We start from the raw sequence: 21,054 nt of genomic DNA on the forward strand, positions 1-21,054 counted from the left end.
TGATGCTGACGTCGTAGCTCACCGTGCCGTCGGCGCGATTGGCGCGCGTATGGGTGAAGTCCAGCTTCAATTGGCTGGTCATGTCGAGCAGTGCCACGAAAGTGGTGGCGTAGCTTTGCGCCAGCTTGATCTCGGCCGCGCTTTCGATGCTGCCGCTGATGTCGAGTTCGTACTGGGCTGGCGGCAACGAGGGTAGCGTCAGATAGGCAGTCTTGCTCGCCGCATCCCAGCGCACGCTCTCGGGCGTGAAGGTGGCGCCGGCATTGGCGCCCAGCACCTTGAGCGTGTAGTTGGCGGCATTGAGCACGCTGCCGGCATCATTGGCCGAGCCCTGCCACATCTCCTGGTCGAAGACGATGGCAATCTGGTTGAGCGGCAGCGGCACCAGCGCACCGTCGGGCACGCTGGTGGCCTTGACCGTCGGCGCCTTGAGCGGCGCGATCTCATCGACCCGGCCGCTTTCGCCGACCAGGATGCGGCCGTCGGCCGTGGTGAGGATGGCCTCGCCGTGCGTGCCGCCGGTGGCGACTTGCAGGACGCGCTGGGAGTTGAGTTCGATCATCCACACCGCCGCCTGATGCGGCGCCGTGCTACCGGCGACCACGGCCCGTTGCTGCGGCTGGGCGGAGGCGACCAAGACGCCGTCGAGCTGACTGCCCGCAGCACCGAAGGCGATGCTGTCGACCACACCGGCCAGCCGGTATTCGAGTTCGGCGTGACCGGTGGTGCGCCCGCTCATCGGGAAGCTGATGATGTCGGTGCTGCCGTCGGGCTGGGCGGCGGTGATGTCGCTGCCGCTCCAGCGCACGGCCCAGAGCCGGCCGTCGGGTCCGAAAGCGAGATCGCCGACGCGCGTGTTGCTGAAGTGCTTCCAGGCCTGGGTCGGATCGGTTTCGTTCGGATGGAAGATCTCGATGCCGTTGCCCGAGGAGACATAGATGTCGCCCGTGCCCGGCTGGATGGCCAGGGCGTGGGTGAGCGGATCGCCGGTCGGCCCCGCCAGGCGGCGCAGGATGGCGCCGCTCGTCGCATCGACCTGCAACAGTTCGGCGCCGGTCATGACCCACAGTTGCCCAACGCTATCGACGGCCATGTCGAGGATGGGCGCATCGAGGGTGAACAAGGGCGTCGTGCTATGGCCACCTTCCTTGGCGTCGTAGCAGAACACTTCGTTGCGCAGGGCGCCGGCACTGACCAGGATCGTCTGGTTGGGCAGTTCGACCATGGCCAGCGCACCGATGTCGGCGGCACTGGTGCCGAAGCCATCGGCGAAGCCGCGCAGGGCGAAAGGCGCCAGCACGGTCGACAAGTCGCTGACCGAATTCTTGGCCACCGCGCCGGCCAGACCGGCCGTCGCCTGCTCGAACAGGGCGTTGGCGGCGAAGTCGCGATGGCTGGCCAGCGGCATCTCGGCCGTCTGCGTCAGCGTTTCATTGACGCCCAATTGATCGAGGATCGCCTGGCGCACGCCGTCGTCCGGCAGCACGGCGTTGGCGATCATGGCCGCTTCGCGGTTGCCGGCGTTGTCGGTGGCCACGGCGAGGAATTCGTAACGGTGACCGGCGACGCCGGTGAACAAGGCGCGTGTCAGGCCGGGATCGACCTGGCGCTGCCAGATCCTGAAGTCGCCGCCATTGTCGGCAACGTAGACGGTGACGCAGCGAATGCCGCTGGCATCATCCTGGGCGGACCAGGTCACGTCGAAGACGGGCGCACCTTGGGCGTCGTTGCCCAGGGACTTAGCCGTCACGGTGGTCTGCGGCGCCTGGGCGTCGAGCGTGCACACGACTTCGCCGCTATCGACCGGCGGCGCGTCGTCGAGGAAGATGCGCGCCGAGCTGACCAGGGTGGCGTTGGTCTGGGCGTTATCCGCCACCATGACCGTGTAGGCGACGTAGCCCTGCTTCAGCTTGGCGTCGGCGCTGCCGTCGCTGGCCGGGGCCAGCAGACCGCGCAAGGCGTCGTGCAGGACTTCGCCGCTGTCGGGATCGATGGCTTGCAGCAGCCAGGTCGCCGTCCGCGTTTCGGCGTCGATACCAGCCGAGACGCGCAGGATGAATCCCTTGCTGGCCGTGAAGTCGAAATCGCCCTGGAATACCGAACGCTCGGACGGAATATGGACGTTGATGTCGCCCAGCTTGAGGTCGGACAGGCGCAAGGAACGCGGATTGATGTCGGCATCGAGCTGCGTCACGATGCGCACTTCGCCTACCGCGGCATCGCTCGGATTGGTAAACGACACGGTATACGGCAGCGGCGTATCGGCCGGCACATAGGGCGTGCCGTCGGCCGCCACGGTCGAACCCTGCGGCCCACGTACACTGATCAGGCTGTCGCCTTGCGCCTGCTGCGCCTTCACTTGCAGGTAGTTCAACAGATTGAGCGACTGCGCCGCCACCGGACGGAACTTCTGATCGAGCACGCCGATATGGCGCAGGTACTCGAGTTCGGTCAGGCCGCCGGCATAGATGTTGAAGTTGAGATACTGGGTGTCCCGGCTCACGTTCATGTCGAACGTGGTCGGATCGGCCATGTTGGGCACGGGAATCTCGACCGATCCCCCTTCGCTGGTGCTACGAATCTCTATGTACTCGATCGAGTCCTTTGCGGCATTGGCATCGCCGGCAAATTTGGCCGTATCGCCGTACCACTGCTGCACCTTGCTGAAGAAGCCGAGGATATCGGCCTGGGTGCGATAGCTGTCGCCGCCCTTGGCCAGCAGAATGCCCGAGGCCAGCGTGGCGTTGAGGCTCAGTACCAGCGCACTGTCGCGGATCGGCGGCGCTTCGTCGGCCGGGCGCAGCAGACCGGCGGTCTCCAGCGCCCCCAGCCAGCCCGCGATCCACTGCTGCTCGTCGGCCGCCAGTACCGCCAACGCCGTCGGCGCCGTGGTATCGGCCAGAATGGCCGCGCGCAGTTTCCTGGCATGGGCCGTCTGATCGGCGATGAACTCGTCGCGCGTCAAAGCCGTGGCGGCCGCGACGACATTGAAGCGGAAGGGCAAAGCCAGGATTTCTTCATCGGTCAGGTGACCATCTTCCATGCTGGCGAAGAACTTCTTCGTCAGCCCCTGGGAGATCTTGTTGAGATCCTGCGGGCCGTTGTCCAGCAGGCCTTGCGCCTTCCAGTCAGGATGCAGCGCGTACATCTTGTCGCGGAAACCGGGGAAGTCGTAGGCCAGCCATTCGGCCAGGCCCGGCCAGGTCTGGACGTTGAAGGTCATGCCGACGAAGCCCTGGTTGGCCACATCGAAGGCATAGCCCGGCACCAGATCGTAACCGCTGGTGTTCTGCACGCCATCGAGCTTGGCCCAGGGAATGTCGCTGCGCGTAGTGCCGGTGGTCGGCGTTGCGCCGTAAGTCAGCGTGTTGCCGGCGGTGTCGGTGGTCTGGCCCGTCGGCGTGCCTGAGACATTGGTGCCGAAGATCAGATAAGGCAGGTTCAGGCCTTGGATCACATATTCGCTGTTGCCCATCTCGGACACACCGAAATCGAAGCGCACGTAGGGCGTATCGACATTGGTCAGGCTTTGCAGCGACACCGTATAGCTGCCGTTCTCGCCCGGCATCAGCGTGCGCTCGCCGCCAACACCGATGGTCACGTCGATCTCGACGCCCTGCTCCACCAGGTAGCGCGCCGCTTCGGTCACCGTCGCGCCGTCGGGATTGGTCACCGTGACGTCGTACAGGCCGCGCGGTACCTTGCGCAGGTCGAAGACGGCGCGGATGTGGGTGGCGTCCAGCACTTGCCAGCGATCCGGCTCGACTTCATAGATGCCTGGCCGCGACAGCTTGACCAGCGCATTGGCCTTGAAATGCGTGCCGTAGATATCGACAGTCACCCAGCGATGTTCGTCGTCGCCGGTGCCTCCCTGGTCGGGCGTCACTTCGGTGATCGACAGCGGCATCAGGTCGGCACGTACCGTCACCGGCGTCTCGAAGCCCTTCCTGGCCTTCACCAGGATGTAGTAATCCCCGGCCTGGGTGCTGGGAATCAGCACCTCCTGATCCGGCGCCAGCTGGTTGCTGTACATGGCGTCGAAGGCATAGGTCGTCGGGATGTCGCCATAGCGGATGTAAAGCTCGTTGTTTCCGGTGGCGGCGGACGAATCGAGGATGACCCGCAGCGTTTCGCCATTGGCGACACTGAGCTTGTAGAGCCGCTGCTGGTCGGCGGAAAGCGTCGTCGCCAAGGGGCTGCCTACGGTCAGCGTCGGCACCGTCACGTCGAGCGTCGCCGCCGAGGCGATACGGTTGTTGGCTTCGCCGGGCGGCAGGTTGAGGCCGGTGTCGGTATAGCTGATCTGGCCTTCGAACACCTCGTTGTAGATGTCCGGCCGCACGATGACATGCCAGTGGCCGTCCTTCAGCGGCGGCAGCTTGGCGGTCAGCGTGCCGTTGTAGCTGGCGCCGCCGAGCAGGTCGCCGACATACTCGACCTTGCCCAGCAGCACGTCGCCCAGGTCCCAGCCGGTGTCGCTGGACAGGTAGAGGGCATCGGTCCACCGACCGTAGGCGGTATTGATGGAGTCGTTCTTGATGGTGTACTCGATGCCGATCGGATCACCGATCTCGGCCGAGGCGGGCAACGAGACGCTCGTGGTCTGCAAGTCGGCCGGCGGCGGCGTTTCGACGATGATGGGCTGCGCCGAGGTGGTGGCATTGTTCTGCTCGTTGCCGAATTCGCGCACGTCGCCGAACTCGCCCTTGCCCCAGACGCGCGCAGGGTCGGTAACGACGAAGACGTAGTAGGTACCGTCCATGTCGCGCGGCACGTCGACGGTCAGGTGGCCATCGTAGCTGGCCCCTGCCGCCAGTCCGCTGCCGTGAATGGCGTAGCCAAGGTAGCGGTCCTTGCTGACATCGAGGAAGCGATCCTTGGACAGATAGATCAGGTCGCTCCAGTTGCCCTGAGCAAGCGGCGTGTCGCCGCCCTGATTGACCACCGTGTAATCCACCGTCAGCGCCTGCCCGGCATAGATGCGCTCTGGCGCGGTGACGACGCTGACTTGTAGATCGGGCGGTTGCCTCAGGGCAACGGGCAGAACGATGGAGGCAATGTTGTTGCCTTCGTCCTTGAATTCCTTGACCGAGTCCTGGATGAAACCGTCGCTGACCGTATCCAGGCCGTCGCGTATGGTGCTCGGCTCGGTGTGATAGAAATCGTAGGTCGTGGCGGTATCGGTCTTGACGAACAGATGGAAATTGCCGCTGATCGATTCGGGCAGGCGGAAAGTCGCCGACGAGGTGTAGGACTCGCCTGGATCGAGGTATTTGGGCTGATCGTTCTCATACAGCGTTACCGGGGACACACGTAAGAGCGTGCCGATGGGCCAGGGCCGATCGACCAGGGGATAGTCGCTACCATCCAGCGACTCGTCACGCGACAGATATACTCCGTCGCACCAGCTGTTGGTCCTTACCGCCCGCGTTCCCAGGTTGGTCGCCGTCCAGGAGACCGTGATGGTATCGCCCGAGTAGGGATTGGGGTCCGACACTTTGATCTCGGTGACTTGAAGATCCGGCTCGCGATAGGTGATGTTGAGCTGCCCCTGGCCGACGTTGTTGTCGTTGCGCAGCCCTTCGTAGGCGCTGATCCCGTAGTAGTTCTTGCGATCCTCCAGCGACCAGATTGCTTCGCCATTGGTCATTTCATCGTTGGCGTGGGGCTGCGGATAAAGGCTCTCCGACAAGTCCTTCCAGGCATGGGCCGAATCGGTCAGTACATAGATGTAATACAGCCCGTCCGTCCCCGGCGGCAGCTTGAGCTTGGCCGAGGTGGTATAGCTGGCGCCCGCGGCCAGGCCGCCGACATTGGAGTGCACGATGTCGCCCAACTTGGTCACGCGATGGGGGATGAAAGTGGGATCGGTGCTGATATACACCGTATCCAGCCAGGCGCCGGTGCCGGACCAAAGCGCCTCGCCCTGATTCTTCACCGTCCAGGTGATGGTCGTTTCCTCGCCGGAATAGTTCTGCGCTTCGGTCTCGATGGACGTGACCACCAGATCGGCCGGATGCGCCTTGACGTTCGAGTCCGCCGCGCCGGTGTTATTGGTTTCGCTGACCTCGGCAATATCGCTTTCACTGGTCGAACGATAATAGATCGCCGCCTTGGCGTCGGCCTTGACCACGAGGTAGCGTCCCTTGACTGCCGGATCGAGCGCCAGGGTCTGGCTCACCGTGTAGCTCTCACCGTTGTTCAGGCTGCGCTCCTGACTGTAGCTGCCCAAGGTCCAGATACTCGTGGCCTTGTCCAGATCCGGGTCGTCGGCAACATAGACGACATCCAACCACTTGCCGGTGAACTTGTCGCCGATGTTCTTTACCGTGTAAGTGAAGCTGTAGTTGCCGGCGGCATCGGCTTCCAGCGGCGCCGTGACCTGGCTGACCACCAGGTCGGGCGGCGTGATGCCCAGCACGGCGATCGCCCGTGCCTTGTAGTTGTTGTTGTCGATCTGGGTGGCATCGTCGGGGTTGATGTTCGAGGCCAGCGTATCTTCGAGGATGGCGTCGTAGGTGTCGCTCCAAACCGTCAGGTAGTAGTTGCCCGAGTAGATGTCATCGGGAATCCCGACCTGCACGCTGCCCAGATAGTCTTCGCCGACGGCCAGATTACCGGTGTGTGTGAACGAGCCGAGCAGGATGTCGCCCTTGTTGGCGCCAGGACGACGCGCATCGCGGGCCAGCCAGACGGTGTCGGTCCAACTGTTGATGGTGGTCGAAATGCCGCGTGTGGTGTCGCTGCCGAGATTGGATACCTTGTAGTCCACTTGGACCGTAGCACCATGCACGGCCTGATCCGGCGCCACGATATTGCTGGTGACCAGATCGGCAAACGGCACCGGATCGACGTAGAACTGGATGGCCTTGACGTTGTTGGCTTCGTTCGGATATTCGTCGACCTGATAGTTGCCGTCGGCGACGATGATCAGATAGGCATTGCCCCGGTAGGTGATGGGGATGTCGATCATGCCCGAGTCGATCGAATAGCTCTCGGTCGGTGCCAGGGCCGAGCCGTTGGCGAACTGGCCGACCAGTCGATCGTCGGCGCTCAGTTCGGCATCCAGCGACAGGAAGACCTTGTCGGTCCAGTGACCACTCGCCGCCACCGGCCCCATGTTGGCCACCGTGTAGTGGATGCCGACACGGGTGCCGGCCGTGACATGATCGGGAATGCTGGCGTCGCTGCCGACGCGCAGATCGGGACGGTCGTTGAGCGAGACGTCGGTCGTGCTGTCCGACAGCTTCTCGTTGTTGGTGCGGGCGTCGCCGTACTCATAGACCTGGTCGCCTGCGGTGCCAAGATTGGCATTGGTGACCACCTTGATGCGGTAAAGGCCTTGAATCTTGTTCGGCAACCTCAGCTGTTCGGTGCGCGTGTAGCTGTTGCCGGAGCCCAAGCCACGGTCGTAACTGAAACTGCCGAGATTGACGGCGTTGCCCGTGCCACTGGCCGGTATCAGCCAGACGGTATCGACCCAGACGCCCGTCGCGGCCACGACACCCTGGTTGCTCACCGTCCAGGCAATGTCGACCAGCGCCCCCTCTTGGGCCGTGGTCGGCAGCGTGATGCTCTCGACGCGCAGGTCCGGCGAGTCGGACAAGCTGACCGGCACGGCCAGCGTCCGACCGGTGTTGTTGCCGGTGTAGACAAATTCGTAGGGACCGCCTTGATCGGCAGTCTCGACGTTGATGTAATAGTCGCCCTGTATGCCATCCGGCAGGGTGACCGTCAAACTGCGGTCGTACTGATCCCCCTTCGCCAGATGACCGATGTGGGTGAATTGGCCCAGTTCCTTGACCACATCGGAACCATCGGCCTTGCTGCTCAGCCAGACACGGTCGGTCCACTCCGTCACGCTGGTAATGCCGATGCCATTATTGGCGACGGTCCAGTTCACCGTCAGCGACTTGCCGCTGGCGGCGGCCCCCTGGGTAGTCACCGACTGGACTTGCAGGTCGGCATAAGGAATCGGCATCACATCGACATCGTGAGCGATGCGGCCGACGTTGTTGGCCTCCGAGCCGGCCTCGAACACCTGCGCCTTGACATCGGTCACGACGAACAGCTTGTAGCGGCCCGAAGTCGCTGGCGGCAAGAGGATCTGCTCGCTGCGCGTGTAGGAGCCGTCCTTGGCCAGAGCACCAACGTGGGCGTATTCGCCGACCACCTTGTCGTCGTTGTTGCCATAGATGTCATCGGTGGACAGCACGACACGGTCGACCCAACTGTCGGTCTGCCCTGCCCCAGTGCCCTGATTCTTCACCGTCCAGTCGACAGTGATGGTCGCCGGATCGTGGATGACCTGATCGGTGGCCGAATTGACCGTCACCGCCAGATCGGCATAAGCCGCCAGATCGACGGTCATAGTTCTCGCCGACTGGTTGTCGGTCCGGTCGTGATCGGCCAGCACGCTGCTGGCGTCGGCGACGACGACGATTTCGTACTCGCCCGAGTAGTCGAGCGGAATGTCGATATCGAGCTCGCCACCATAGCTGGCGCCGGCCGCCAGCGGCCCGGCATGGGCGAATTCGCCGACCTGCCGGGTCACGCCGCTCTTGACGATGAAGACGCGGTCCAGCCAGTTGCCGGCCGCTTCGCCGCCCTGGTTGGTGATGGTCCAGGTGACATGCGCGCTGCTACCAGAAACCAGCGTTGCCGGCCCACTGATGGCGGTGACGGCGAGATCCACCTTCGCCACGCGCACGCTGGCGGCTGACGTGGCCTGGTTGTTGGTTTCTTGGTCACGCTCGTACACGACATTGTCGGTATCGGTCTTGACCAGCCAGTGGTAGTCGCCCTCCGGCATCGAGCCGGAGAGCGTGAAGCTGACACTACGGGTCAGGCTCGCACCTACCGCCAGGTTGTCGGTGTTGAAGACTTCGCCGACCTGGCGAAGGTCGCCATTGCCATCCTGCACATAGATCCGATCGCGCCAGGGCCCAGTCGCGGCGGCGGTACCGCCATTGCTTTGCGTGTACGTGAGCGCGACGCTTTGTCCGGGACGCACGACCGCCGGCCCCTGCACATCGCTCACCGTCAGGTCCGCAGTCAGCATCGAGTCGACGTGTAGCGCCGCCGACATCAGGTTGTTGGCGGTGTGGCCGTCCTCGCCGACGCTGCGATTGAGATTGGCGTCGACCAGAACGTAGTAGTCGCCGGACAAGTCGCGCGGCAAGGTCACGGTGGCGCGGCCGGTATAGCTTTGCCCCGGCGCCAGCAAGCCGGCGTGAGTCACCGAACCCGAAAGCACGATATCGTCGGTGCTCGGCGTGGCGTCTTTCGACAAGGTGACGCGATCATTCCAGAACGACAAGTCGGTGATCGCAGTACCGTCGTTGCGCACTTCCCAGGTGACCAGAACACTTTCGCCACCCTGGGCATTGGCCGGCACGCTGACCGAGAGCACATTGAGGTCGGCGTAGGCCTTGGTCAGATCAAGGGTCCGGGCAGCGCTGAGGTTATCGGCGCGGGTATCCGGTTCAAGCACCTCGGCGCCTGCATCGGTCTTGATCGCCAGGTAATAGCGACCGCTCGGCCGCGCCGGAATCTGCACCGTGGCTGTCTGCGTGTAGAAGCCATTGACGGCCAGCGCACCGCTATGACGCACGGTGCCAATCACCACATCGTCGGCATTGCCGATGATGGCGTCGGTGCTGAGGATGACCTGATCGTCCCAGGCCGCGCCGGTGGCCACCTTGCCGCTGTTGCTGACCTTCCAGCTGACCTCGACCGAACCGCCGCTGGCGCCGGTCGACGGCATCGAGACGTCGCTGAGCGCCAGATCGGCATAGTCCTTGGCCGCGGAACTGGCGTTGGCCGACGCCGTATTGTTGGCTTCGGCATCGTTGCTCAGATTGGCTTCGTAGTAGGTGCCGATGCCCGCCGCGTTCTGGTCGGCGGTGACGCTGATGGCGATGTTGCCGCTGCCCTTCAAGCCTTCGGGCAGACGGAAAGTGAAGCTGCGCGCAACATGGCCGTTGGCCGCAATGTCCGAGGCGGCGCAGGCCAGATCGGTGTCGAGCAGCACCAGGTTGCCCGCCGTATTCCTGACCACGATGCGATCGTAGTAGGCGCTGGTCGCGCTGCTGCTGCCCAGGTTCCAGTCCTCCCAGCTCAGTGTCACCAGACCGCCGGCCTGGATGTCGGTCGTTTCCACCTTGAGATTGCGGATCTGGAAGTCCGGCCCGACGGACTGGCGCTTCTCTTCCGCATTGTTGGTTTCGCCGCTGCCGGCCGCATTGGCTTCCACCACTTCGTCGGCGACGTCAACTACGACGCGGATCGAGAAGCGCCCGGAAGCCGAGGCGTCGCTCGGCCAGACGATGCTCGTGGCGCGGCTGCGCGTGCCGTCGATGGCCAGCGCAACGGTGTCGCTCAGGTCATAGCTCGCGACCAGGGTACCGGTGGACAGATTGCGCACTTCGAGACGTTCGCTCCAGCCCTGCGCCGTGGCCGCATTGCCCCGGTTGGCCACGGTCCACGCCACGTCCACGGTCTGCCCCGGCTGGTAGTTGCCGGCGGGCGTCAGGGTCAGGTTCTCCACCGTCAGGTCGGCATAGGGCGTCAAGGTAACGGTGAGGTCGGCCGAGCCCGCGTTGTTGCCTTCGCCGGTGCCGCTGGCATTGCTTTCGCGCAGCACGTTGTCGGCATCGGTCATGACGATGAATGACAAGCGCCCCGCCGCCGCCTCGCCCGGCGGCAACTGGATCTGGGCGCTCAAGCTGCGCGACTCGTTGCTGCCGAGCGCGCCTTGGCTGGCAGCATCGTAGGGAACGGTGACCGTGGTCACGACCTTGCCGGTATCCAGATTGCGCACCACGATGCGGTCGTTCCAGGACCCCGAAGCGGGTATCACGCCGCGGTTCTCCACCACCCAGTTCACCTGCACCGAATCGCCGGTCTTGACGTTGCTGGCCGGGTTCAGCACCACGCTGTTGAGCGACAAGTCAGGCGCGGGCACCACCAGCAGCGAATCGAGCACGACCACGGGACTGTCCGGCACCTTGACGACGTTGAAGCTGAGCGGCGGTATCGCGGCAGTCCGCGTGTTGTCGCCTTCAATGACCAGGGTATAGGTACCGCTAACGGTAAATGCTACCGGTTCCTGGTCGTAGCCGTTGAGCTTGTAGCGGGTCTTGTAGGTGCCAGTGGCAGGATCCAGCGCCGTACCGTCACTCGAATACGAACCCATGCCGTAGTGATCGAACACCTTGTTGCCCTGCGGATCGAGCAGCGTCCACATGGGGGGATCGAGGCGATCAAACGAGGTTGCCGCCAACACATCCAGGTAATAGCGCTCGCCGGCCTGGGCATCGAAGCTGTAGAGCGCCACGCCGTTGACCGGCGCGACAGCCGCGGTGACCGGCGTACCCACCGCCACCGGTGTCGCAGTGGTGGCATCCAGCACACGGAAGGCGTAGTCGGCGGCCGTGGCATTCGAGGTGGAGAGCGTCAGCACATAGTCGCCGGCCGCTAAGCGGCCGGAGAAGTCGGAACTGGTGGTATTCCTCTCGTAGACCACCCCAGTCGAACTGCTCAGACGCCACTTGAGATTGCCGGCGGTCGAGAGGTTGTCGAAAGCCAGAATCGCCGCCTGGTCGAGATGCATCGAATACGAGAGCGCCGAATTTCCCGCCAAGTTCGCCGCCTGGGTGGTGTTGAGCGTCAAGGCGCCCATGTCCGTCGCGCGATAGACGATGAACGAGGCGGTAGTGGGCGACTGAAGGCGGTTGTCGCCTCCGACCACGAGCATGTAGGCTCCAGTCTCGGTCAACAGCAGCGCGTCCCTGTTGCTTAAATAGGTGTCGAATACCAGGCTCCCATCGGGCCCGAACAAGCGCCACGAACCTGACATCGAACTCAGGTTACGGAAGAACACTTGATCGCCAGCCGAGCCATCAAACTGATACACCTTGCTCGACGACCCCGGTGTCAGGGTATCGGATACCGCCATCCCCAAGCTCAGCGGGCTTCCGGCATCGAGCCGGGAAACCTGAAACTGATAGGTCAGCGTCCCGTACTGATAGGTTCCATAAAGCTGTAGCGTGTAGTTCCCCGCCGGCAAGACAGTCACCGGATCGCGGCCGTCCATGGAACTGGAGAAATACTGATGTCCCGCCTCGTCGGTCAACACCCAGCTGACGTAGCTGTAATTCCAATCGCCTGACGTCTGGGTGGTATCGAACAGCAGCGTTCCCGGCTGATCGAGATGCAAGGAGTAGTAGGTGGATTGGTAGTAGCCGGCCTTGCCGCTGTAGGCCGTATCGAAAGCGATGCTGTTGGCGCTGGCGGCAAAACGGTAATTCACCGTGGCCGCATTGGCGGCGCTACCGTCGATGACCAGATAGCAGTTGCGCCCGACACTGGCATCGAGGTTGATGCTGGCGCTGTCGGCGGCGGCATCGCCCGAGGCGATCAGGCTGCCGTTGCTCGAATACAAGCGCCAGCGCAGCTCGGCAGCGTCGGTGCCATAAGACAGGAAGCGGAACACGCGCCCGCTGTCGGCGTCGAACCGATAGGTGCGCGAAGCGCTGCCGGGCGTCAGGGTGTCGGCAATCTGGCTTCCGCGATCAACGGCGGTGCCGACCAGATTCAGATCTTCTAGCCGTATCGTCGGGTTGCCCCCCAACGGCAAAGTATCGCCCGAATTCAGCGTCAGCACATACCGGCCGGCCCTGGCCACCGGAATGGCACTGCCCAGACCATTCTGGATGTCGCCCGTGAGCAGGGTTTGCCCCTGCTCGTTCCGCAAGGACCAATGTCCCGCGAAGTTGTCGAGACAATCGAGCCACAACAAGGTGGCGCGATCAAGTTCAAAACTGAAGCGCTGGCTGCCGGCCGCATCGAGGGTGGTCGGGGTGTCGGCACCCAGGGTCAGGCTTTCGGCCGGGGCGGCGGTCACGGCCCGGAAGGTCAGACTTGCGGCAACCGCGCTCCCTTGGGCATCGACAGCCAGCAGCGCGTAATAGGTGCCAGCAGGCAGATTGCGCAGCACCCGCGATTGATTGAAGTCGTCGGCACGGGCGACCTCATTGCCGTTGGCATCGACGATGCGAAGTTGTCCGCTCGCACCGCCAAGATCCTCTGGACGGAAGACGAGACTCTGGCCCCCATTCACTTCGCATTTGACGATGGCGACGCTGGCGGGCGTCAAGGTTGTCGTCACCAAGCCGTCGGCACCGCCAGACAAGCCATTGGCGGCCAGATCGGCGATGCGGCTGTCGATCTGCGCGCCGGCATTGTTGTTACCGATCAGTACCAGCGTGTAGTCGCCGGCTGCTGCGATCGGAATTTGCCCACCGAAGCGGCTGTCGAAAGCGCCCATCCCCACTTGTTGTCCGGCGGCATCCAGAAGCATCCAGGAGCCGACCTCGGCCGAGGCCATGACATCGACCAGCAGCTGTGTCGCGCCATCGACATGGAAGCGATAACGCAAGGTGTCATCGGCGCCCAGCACGCCGCTTTGCGTCGTTCCCAGCGCGGCCAGCGCGATAGCCGGGACCGGCGTGCGCACGTCGACGCTGAAACGGCCGGTCGCCTCGTCGGCATCGGGAACGGTATCCCAAAGCAAATAGCAGGGGCCGGGCAGATTCAGGAAGCGCCGCTCCTCGCTCAGATCGGCCTGAGCCAAGACATGCAACGAGGCATCGACCAAACGCCAGCTACCGCTTACGTTCGCAGTGTCCGGATGGAAAACAAAGCTGTCGCCGGCTGCGGCCGCCACCCGAAAAACCGCCGTCTGACCGGCCGGGAATACGACATCGATGGCCGAACCACTGGCGAAGGTCGTCGCCGCGGCCAAATCCCTCAGCGCGAAGGCATACTCATACTCGTCGGTATGGCTGGCCACCCCCTCGCTGTTGTTTCTGAAGCGGATCGAGAAACTCAGTGTGTAATGCCCGGCAGCGAGACCTAAGAGCGGATTTTCGCTGTCATAGGTATTGAACTCGCCGCTGGCAACCCTCTCCCCGTCGCGCTGCAAGGACCAGTCGATATTTTCGTACCCGCTCTCCGAACCCAACAGCCGCGTCATCCTCGACAAGTCGAGCAGGAACTGCCCCGCCTGAGTCAGCGTGAACTCGTAGCGGTCGCGATGACTGACATCGAGGTGTTCGACGACATCACTGCCGATGGTGTACGCCAACGTCTGATCGGCTACGGCTCGCAGATGGAGTTTGGACGTTGTGCCGCCCCCACGACCGGCATCGGCGAGGCACAACAGATAATAGCTGCCCGCAACCCTGGACACGAATGTCCGGAAATCTTCTTGAGCACTTCTGATGGTGGTCTCACTGCCATCCGGCGCCACGACCAGCCATTCGCTATCGCCTTCGAGGCCGCAAGTAACCGTATCGCCAGCCGCCAGATCGAATTTGAACCAGCCGGCATCGCCACCGTCAGCAGTTTCGCCAACGGTCAGAACGCGGGCGTCGGTGTCGGTATCGATGCGAAAATCGATCTGGTCGCTATCGGTGCCGGTGCTGTTGTCCAACGTCAGGGCATAAGCGCCCGCGGGCAACTGGTAATAGCGGGTTTCGGTACCATCACCAAAATAGCCTCCACCGACGCCCGATTCGGCACCGGACAACTGCCAAGCCAACCCGCCATTTGCCGACACGCCGGAAATGGCCACTCGGGTCGCACGGTCGAGTTCAAACCGGAAGGTGGTCGTCACCCCAGCATCGACTTCAACCTGGACCGACTGCGCCAGGGTCAGCGTTTCGCCTTCTGGACGGGTGTCATTGCGGTCAACCAGACTGACTTCGAGGTCAAAGCCGACCGTGGCCGGATTGCCGATATCGCCATCGATCAACAGCGTATAGCGTCCGCCCTCGGTGACATGGTGACTGGCAAAGACAATTTGCTCGCCCGCGGAGCCGGTACCGTAAGCCACCTCATTTCCGTTGCCATCGAACAAGCGTGCCCGGATGAGGCCGGCGCTGATCTGGGTCAAGGCCACCGAAAGGTAATCGCCCTGACGAGCGTCGATATGGTGGATCGTGGTCCCCGTACCCGCCGTCAACGATTCGGTGCGCGCTTGATCGTAAGTCAGTGTGCCGTCGCCCTCTTGATCCACCGCCAGCAGGCGGAAGCTGAACGCGGCATTGTCCGGCGCGGCGTCCGGTCGCGAGACACGCACGCGATACTCTCCGGCAAACAGACGCCTGCCCGATACAAAATTATCGACGTCCCACGCGTGGTTATTGAAACCGGGGCCGGAGTCATCGCTGACCCCGCCCTCGAACATGGCCCCGCCTTGGTCGTTCAGAATTTCATAGCGAAGCCCCGTGTCGGCGGCGAGCGCGTCGAAACACAGCGTTGTCTCCTGGGAGAGCGAGAAACGATACTCGGCCGTCGAACCGACCAGATTGCCGCTCACGATCTGGGCAAGCGCCACGGCCGGCGGCGTGTAGGACTCGACCGCCAAGTGGTAATCGAGCGGCTGGCCGCTGCCCAGGCCAAAGAGCATGAGCAGATAGCTGCCTTCGCTCAATTCGTCAGTAAGACCCGGATTGCCGAGCGCCGAGGCATGGACGACATTGCCATCCGCATCGTAGAGGGACCAGGCGAGTTTGTCCGCCTCGGCGGTGGTGAGGTTCACCGCCAGACGGCCCGGCTGGCTGACGCTGAGGGCATAGCCGATGCAGTCGCGATCGTCGGCCAGTTGGGCGGCTAGCGGCGCTGCATTGACAACCGCCACCGCGTCGGCATCGAACAGCTGAACGCGGAACGCGCCACCACTTGGGGACGTGCTGGCCAAGGTCAGCCAATAGTCGCCGGTATCGATCAAATCGATGGCGCTATCCTGGCGCTGACCGGGGAAAGCCTGCCAACCGCCGGTCGCCACTTCGCCCACCGGGGTCAGGCGCCACCGCAGGCTGGCGTCCGAGCCGGCGTTCAGGACCATCAGGCGAGTCGCGTCGGTGAGGCTGAGACGATAGCTCAGATACTCCCCGGCAGCGAGCGTCCCGGCGAGGATGGCGCCGACTTGGACATTGCCCCCCTGGCGTTCGCTGACCGGGACGACTTTCAGGTGGTAATCCAGCGTCGTGACGGCAGCGCTATCGACGACAACAAAGTAATGTCCGGCCGTCAACTCCATGGCGCCATTGGGATCGGAGGAGACCGACACCGGATTGCCCCAAGTATCGTAGATCGACACCTGCCCTGCGGCAACCGTCAGTTCGGTCTGCACCGACCACAGCCCGGCACCGGTCAGCGCCAAGGGGAAAGCCACCGCGCGATGGGCTGCCAGCGTGCCGCCGAGCAGCGTATCGACAGCAAGTGGTTCGGCGCCAACAAGACTGAGCAAACGGAACCCATAGTCGCCGGGTATGAAGCTCGAGGTCGGACTGGCAGCCACGATGACGCGATAGTCGCCAGCCTTCAGTTGGAAGACGCTGGAGTTGGCCAGATTGCCTGAGACCACCGTCGCACCGTAACTATCGACCAGTGTCCAACTGAGATCAGCCCCTGCCAGCCCATCGAGCATGAAATTGGCATTGGCAGCGACGGAGAAATTCCAGCCATCCTTGAAGTCCTTGACCGGCAGGCGACCAAGGCTGTCCTGCCCCATAGTCAGCGCCTGCTCGCGCCCCTGGGCGGCACAGGCGGTGACAAAGTTGAGGGTGACTGGCTCCGGATCCAGGGCATTGACGACCAGATAGTAGGTACCGGCGCTGGCGAGTTGCCGGGTGTCGTTGCCGTTAGTGTAGTACGGTCCCCAAAGGCAATTGCCTAGCGCGTCGTATAGCGCATACTGGGTGCGCGACGAACTCGTCTGATGCTGGAACTGATAACTGAAATAGTCGCCGCCGTTGGCGTCGAAGGCGATAACACCGACGCGCGTGTCACCACCGAAAGTCAGTGTCTGTTCGCCGCCCTGGGAACGAACCGCCAGCGTGTCCATGGTGCGCAAGCGGAATGCGCCACTACCCGTCTGATAGGTCGGCGAATAGACATGCAGCGTGTAGCTGCCAGCCGCGGCGAAACGAAGCGTCTGATACGTTGTCTGTAGGGTATCGCCGCTGCTGACGCTGCCGTTGGGACCGGTAAGCGTCCAACTGACAACATCGCCGTTGCCGAATATCTCGAACAGGGCGGTCGTGGGGGCGGTGACATCGAACTGGTAATCGATGGTTTGCCCCGGCACGCCCAGCGTTGCCACCACCTTGCTGTCGAAGGGCAGCGCCATCGTCTGACTGGTTTCCGTGCGCAAGGCCACATCAAAGGACTGGTTCAGGGTCAACGCGCCATTCACGCGCAACAGATAGTCGCCTGCTGCCAAGGTGGACATACTGGAATCGTTACCGATCCAGCCATATTTCACTTGCTGCCCAGCGATCGTGTAGAGGCTCCAATTGCCGCCCGGATTCTGCCCGATATCGTCGAAGCCCATGCGGGTCGCCTGGCTCAGATGGAACTGCCGATACTCGGGGGAGGTGTCGGTGGTGATCGTCACCGGCGTGTCGAGCGTCATGGTCGACACCGTGGCCACCAGCCCGATGCGGAAGTCATAAGCGCCGTAGTTAAGACCGTTGCCGGCGACGACGAAACGATATTCGCCCGCGGGTAGATCGAAGAAACGCGGCGTACCGTTGAAGGTGTTGCTGCTGGCTTCACTGCCGCGTGGCCCGCTCAGACTCCACGAGACACCACTGTTACCCCAAGCATCCACTACGATGCGCTGGGGCGCAGTCAGGGTAAAACTGTAGGCGACCGTCGCGGCCGGCTGGGCAATGGCACCGTGGACATCCTGATCGAGCACCATTGCCCCGTTGGTGGTCTGGTATTGCCACAGGGTGAATTTAGCCGTGCGCGGGGTATTGACCGGCGAGTAGTTGCCATTGACGGTCGGTGCTATCAGGAGCAGATATTCGCCGCTGCGGGCCAGGGTAAGGTCCAAGAAATCGTCAGACGTTCTGCCTGAAGCAACGGCCGAACCCCGGGGATCGAACAAGGTCCAGGTACAGGCTTCGTTGCTGCCCGAATAGTTGTTGCGGCCATCGAAATAATAGTGGTCGTTGGCGTTGGCATTTAATCGATACAGGCGCGACTCGCCGGCCGGCAGTTGAGCGTCAATCGCCACGCCCGGAGTCAGTACACTGGCCGCCTCGCGGTTCAAGAGGCGGAAGCGGTAGTTAGTCGCCGCGTTCTGTGTAGTCCGGACGATCAGGGAGTACTTTCCTGCCGGCAAGGCTCGACCGAAAGTGAGATCGGAATTCAGGCTGGACCAGCTCACCACGTTGCCGTTCGGTCCGCGCAGCAGGAATTGCGCCTTGGCTGCATCGGACGAATTGTCGAGGGCATCGAACGCCAGCACGCTGGCCTCGGCGAGGGTGAAGTCGTACTGGCGCAACTGCGCGCAGTCGTCCACGCTGCCGCTGACCACTTCGTTAAAGACCAGTGCTTGCACATCGCGCTTCTGGCTGCCCAGCGTGAAGCTGACATCAGTACTTCCCGAAGCGTTGTAGCCTCCTTCGTTGATCAGGGTATAGGTGCCGGTGACAGCGATCTGGTAGGTGGTGCCGTAGTGATCGCTGGTACTGCCCGCAACCGGGTTGCCAAAGGGATCGACCAGACGCCAATACGAATAGCCGCCCGTGCTCGTCGAATTCAGGACCAAAGGCACACCCGCGGTAGCCGCCACGCGATAGGCCAGCGTACCGTTGCTCGGATTGCGCGTCACAGTGGTGGCAGTGTCCAGCGTCAGACTGGGCATCGAAGCGGCATCGAGCAGTTGGAAGGCATAGCTGCCGCTTTGTGCGTAGTAGCTACTGCTCGAAGCTCCCTTGATGGTCAGCGCGTAATCGCCGGCCGGCAGGGTCAGCATCGCATTGCGCGAATCGGCGTCGCTGGCGTAAAGCAATTGCTGATTGACTTCGACACCGCGCGGGCCGACCAGGGTCCACACGGCGCTGCTGGCGAGCGGATTTTGGCTGTCGAAGATCAGTTGGCTGTCGTTGGCGAGCGAAAAACGAAAGGTCTTGGTCGCATCCCAACTGGCCAGAGTGCCCGAGGTCAGCGTGGCCAGGCTCAGCGCGTCGCCAATGGGCAGCGCCGGCAATTCTTGATGACTGGCCAGATTGAACTGGATTTCAAAGTCGAGCGGACCGGGATTGCTGACGGCGCCTTCGATCAACAGACGATAGCTGCCGCCCTTGGTCAGGGCGATACCGGTTCGACTAGACGCCAGGTTGTTGCTGCCGGCGACGTCCTGTCCGTACTGATCGATGATGCGCCAATAACCTGTGCCACCGCTGACGCTCGTGGCCTTGAAGTCGAGCACGTCGCCCGGCTGCGCCGTCAGCGCGTAAGCCACGCTGCTGTTGCCCGCCGCCAACGACGCCTTGATGGGCGTATCCGTAGCAACGCTGGTGAGCGGTGCGCCCAGATCGAGCAGATTGAACGCATAGGCGCCGATCGCATCGTTGACGCCCCGCACAGTCAGCCGGTAGCGACCGGCCGGCAATGCCAGCACACTGCCGGCATCGCTCTGAGCAAGCGCGCGCGTCAACACCTCGACACCGCGCGGACCACTGAGCGTCCAGGTGATATCGCTGCGATTGCTCAAGCTGTCGAACAGCAATTGCGTTGCCGTCGCCAGATCGAAGCTGTAGACGATGGATTGGCCCGCCAGACCGATGTTGTCCGAGACCGTTTGTCCAGGGGTCAGGCTGGCCGCAATGTCCGGTACCTTGTTGAGCGAAAAGCTGAAATTTACCGAAGCGGCAGGCGAATTGCTGTCCTCGCCATCGATGACCAGCCAATAGCGACCTGTGGTGGTAACGGAGACGACCTGCGCGTTGCCATTAAAGCTGCCACCGCCGACACGCACGCCACGGCCATCAAGCAGACGCCAGTTGGCGGAACCGCCAACCAGACTCTGGGCGTCGAAGAAGATCTGGTCGCCCTGATCGACGTCAACTTGATAGATCCGCGCCCCGCTGGCCAGATCGAGCGTACCGGTCACGGCCGTATTGCAGATCAATGATTGGGCGTTCGCCGCCGTCAGCAGGCGGAAGGCATGCGTCCCCGTTGACGAGGACGATTTATCCACCGCCAGGGTATAAGTCCCCGCCGCCAGGACAAAGCGTTCGCTGCCATCCAGTTCGTATACGCGCGAACTGGCATCGTGGCGCGCAGCCTCGACGCCCTGGGGACCGGTCAATGACCAATAGTAGTCGGTACTGCCGAGGGTATCGAAAATCAACGGCGTCGTATCCGTCAGGCTGAAGGTGAAATAGGCCGTCTTGCCCGGCTGATCGATCTGCGCCGTGGTCTCCTGTCCCAGCGTCAGCGCCTCATGGCTGTCGTGGATGGGATCGAGCTTGAATTGGAAATCGCAACTGCCGGTATTGCCCGGCGCGCCCTCGACCAGCAACAGATATTCGCCGCTGCGTTGAAGGGCAAAGGTATCGACGTCCGAGCGGATGTCGCCAACATTGCCCTCCTGACGGCCATAAGGATCGATCAGGCGCCATCTGACACTGTTGGTACCCGAGGCACCGGTACTGGTCAGGGCGCCACCGTCGAAATAGAACTTGTCGCCAGCGCTGGCGGTGAATTTATAGACGGCGGTCTCGTTGGCGGTATCGAGCGTACCCTGGGTCAGGGTAACGAGTGTCAACTCGGCAGCGGCGGTTGCGTTGACAAGACGCAACGCATAAGCCCCCAAGCCGTCCTGGTCGGCGTCGACCACCAGGCTATAGGTACCGGCCGCAAGCTCGACGGCGGGTTTGGCGGAGCTGTCGAAATCGGATTGCGCGAAGCTGCTGCGTGCCACCTGACCGGCGGGCCCGCTCAAAGTCCAGTTGATATCGCTGCGGTTGGTCAGGCTGTCGAACACCACCCGGCGCGTTTCTTCCACCGTGAATTCGTAGCGATCTTGCTCGCCCTGGACGGAGATCGCTCCGTTGATCGACAACGCGGCGGGATTGACATCGCCCGAGAGCAGCACGCGCGGCTCAAGTGGCTCGAAACGAATGGACGACTGGTTGGCCGACACCTGAGGCTGATGAGGTATCGCTACCTTCGCCGGCACTTGCC

Annotated in this window: 1 protein-coding gene (running past one end of the window); it reads right to left on the reverse strand. The window is 62.8% G+C overall.

Translation table 11 applies throughout. From position 1 onward, the window contains the following. Window positions 1–21,013, reverse strand: the 5' portion of a protein-coding gene (locus AC0KWY_RS06160; RefSeq protein WP_474028757.1) for a tandem-95 repeat protein. The gene continues 15,578 nt to the left of window position 1, outside the view; 21,013 of the gene's 36,591 nt are visible here — the first part of the coding sequence; its start codon is at window positions 21,011–21,013; its stop codon lies beyond the left edge, outside the window. Between the last annotated feature and the right edge of the window lie 41 nt (window positions 21,014–21,054).

The sequence above is a fragment of the Azonexus sp. MM2026_4 genome (assembly GCF_055901855.1).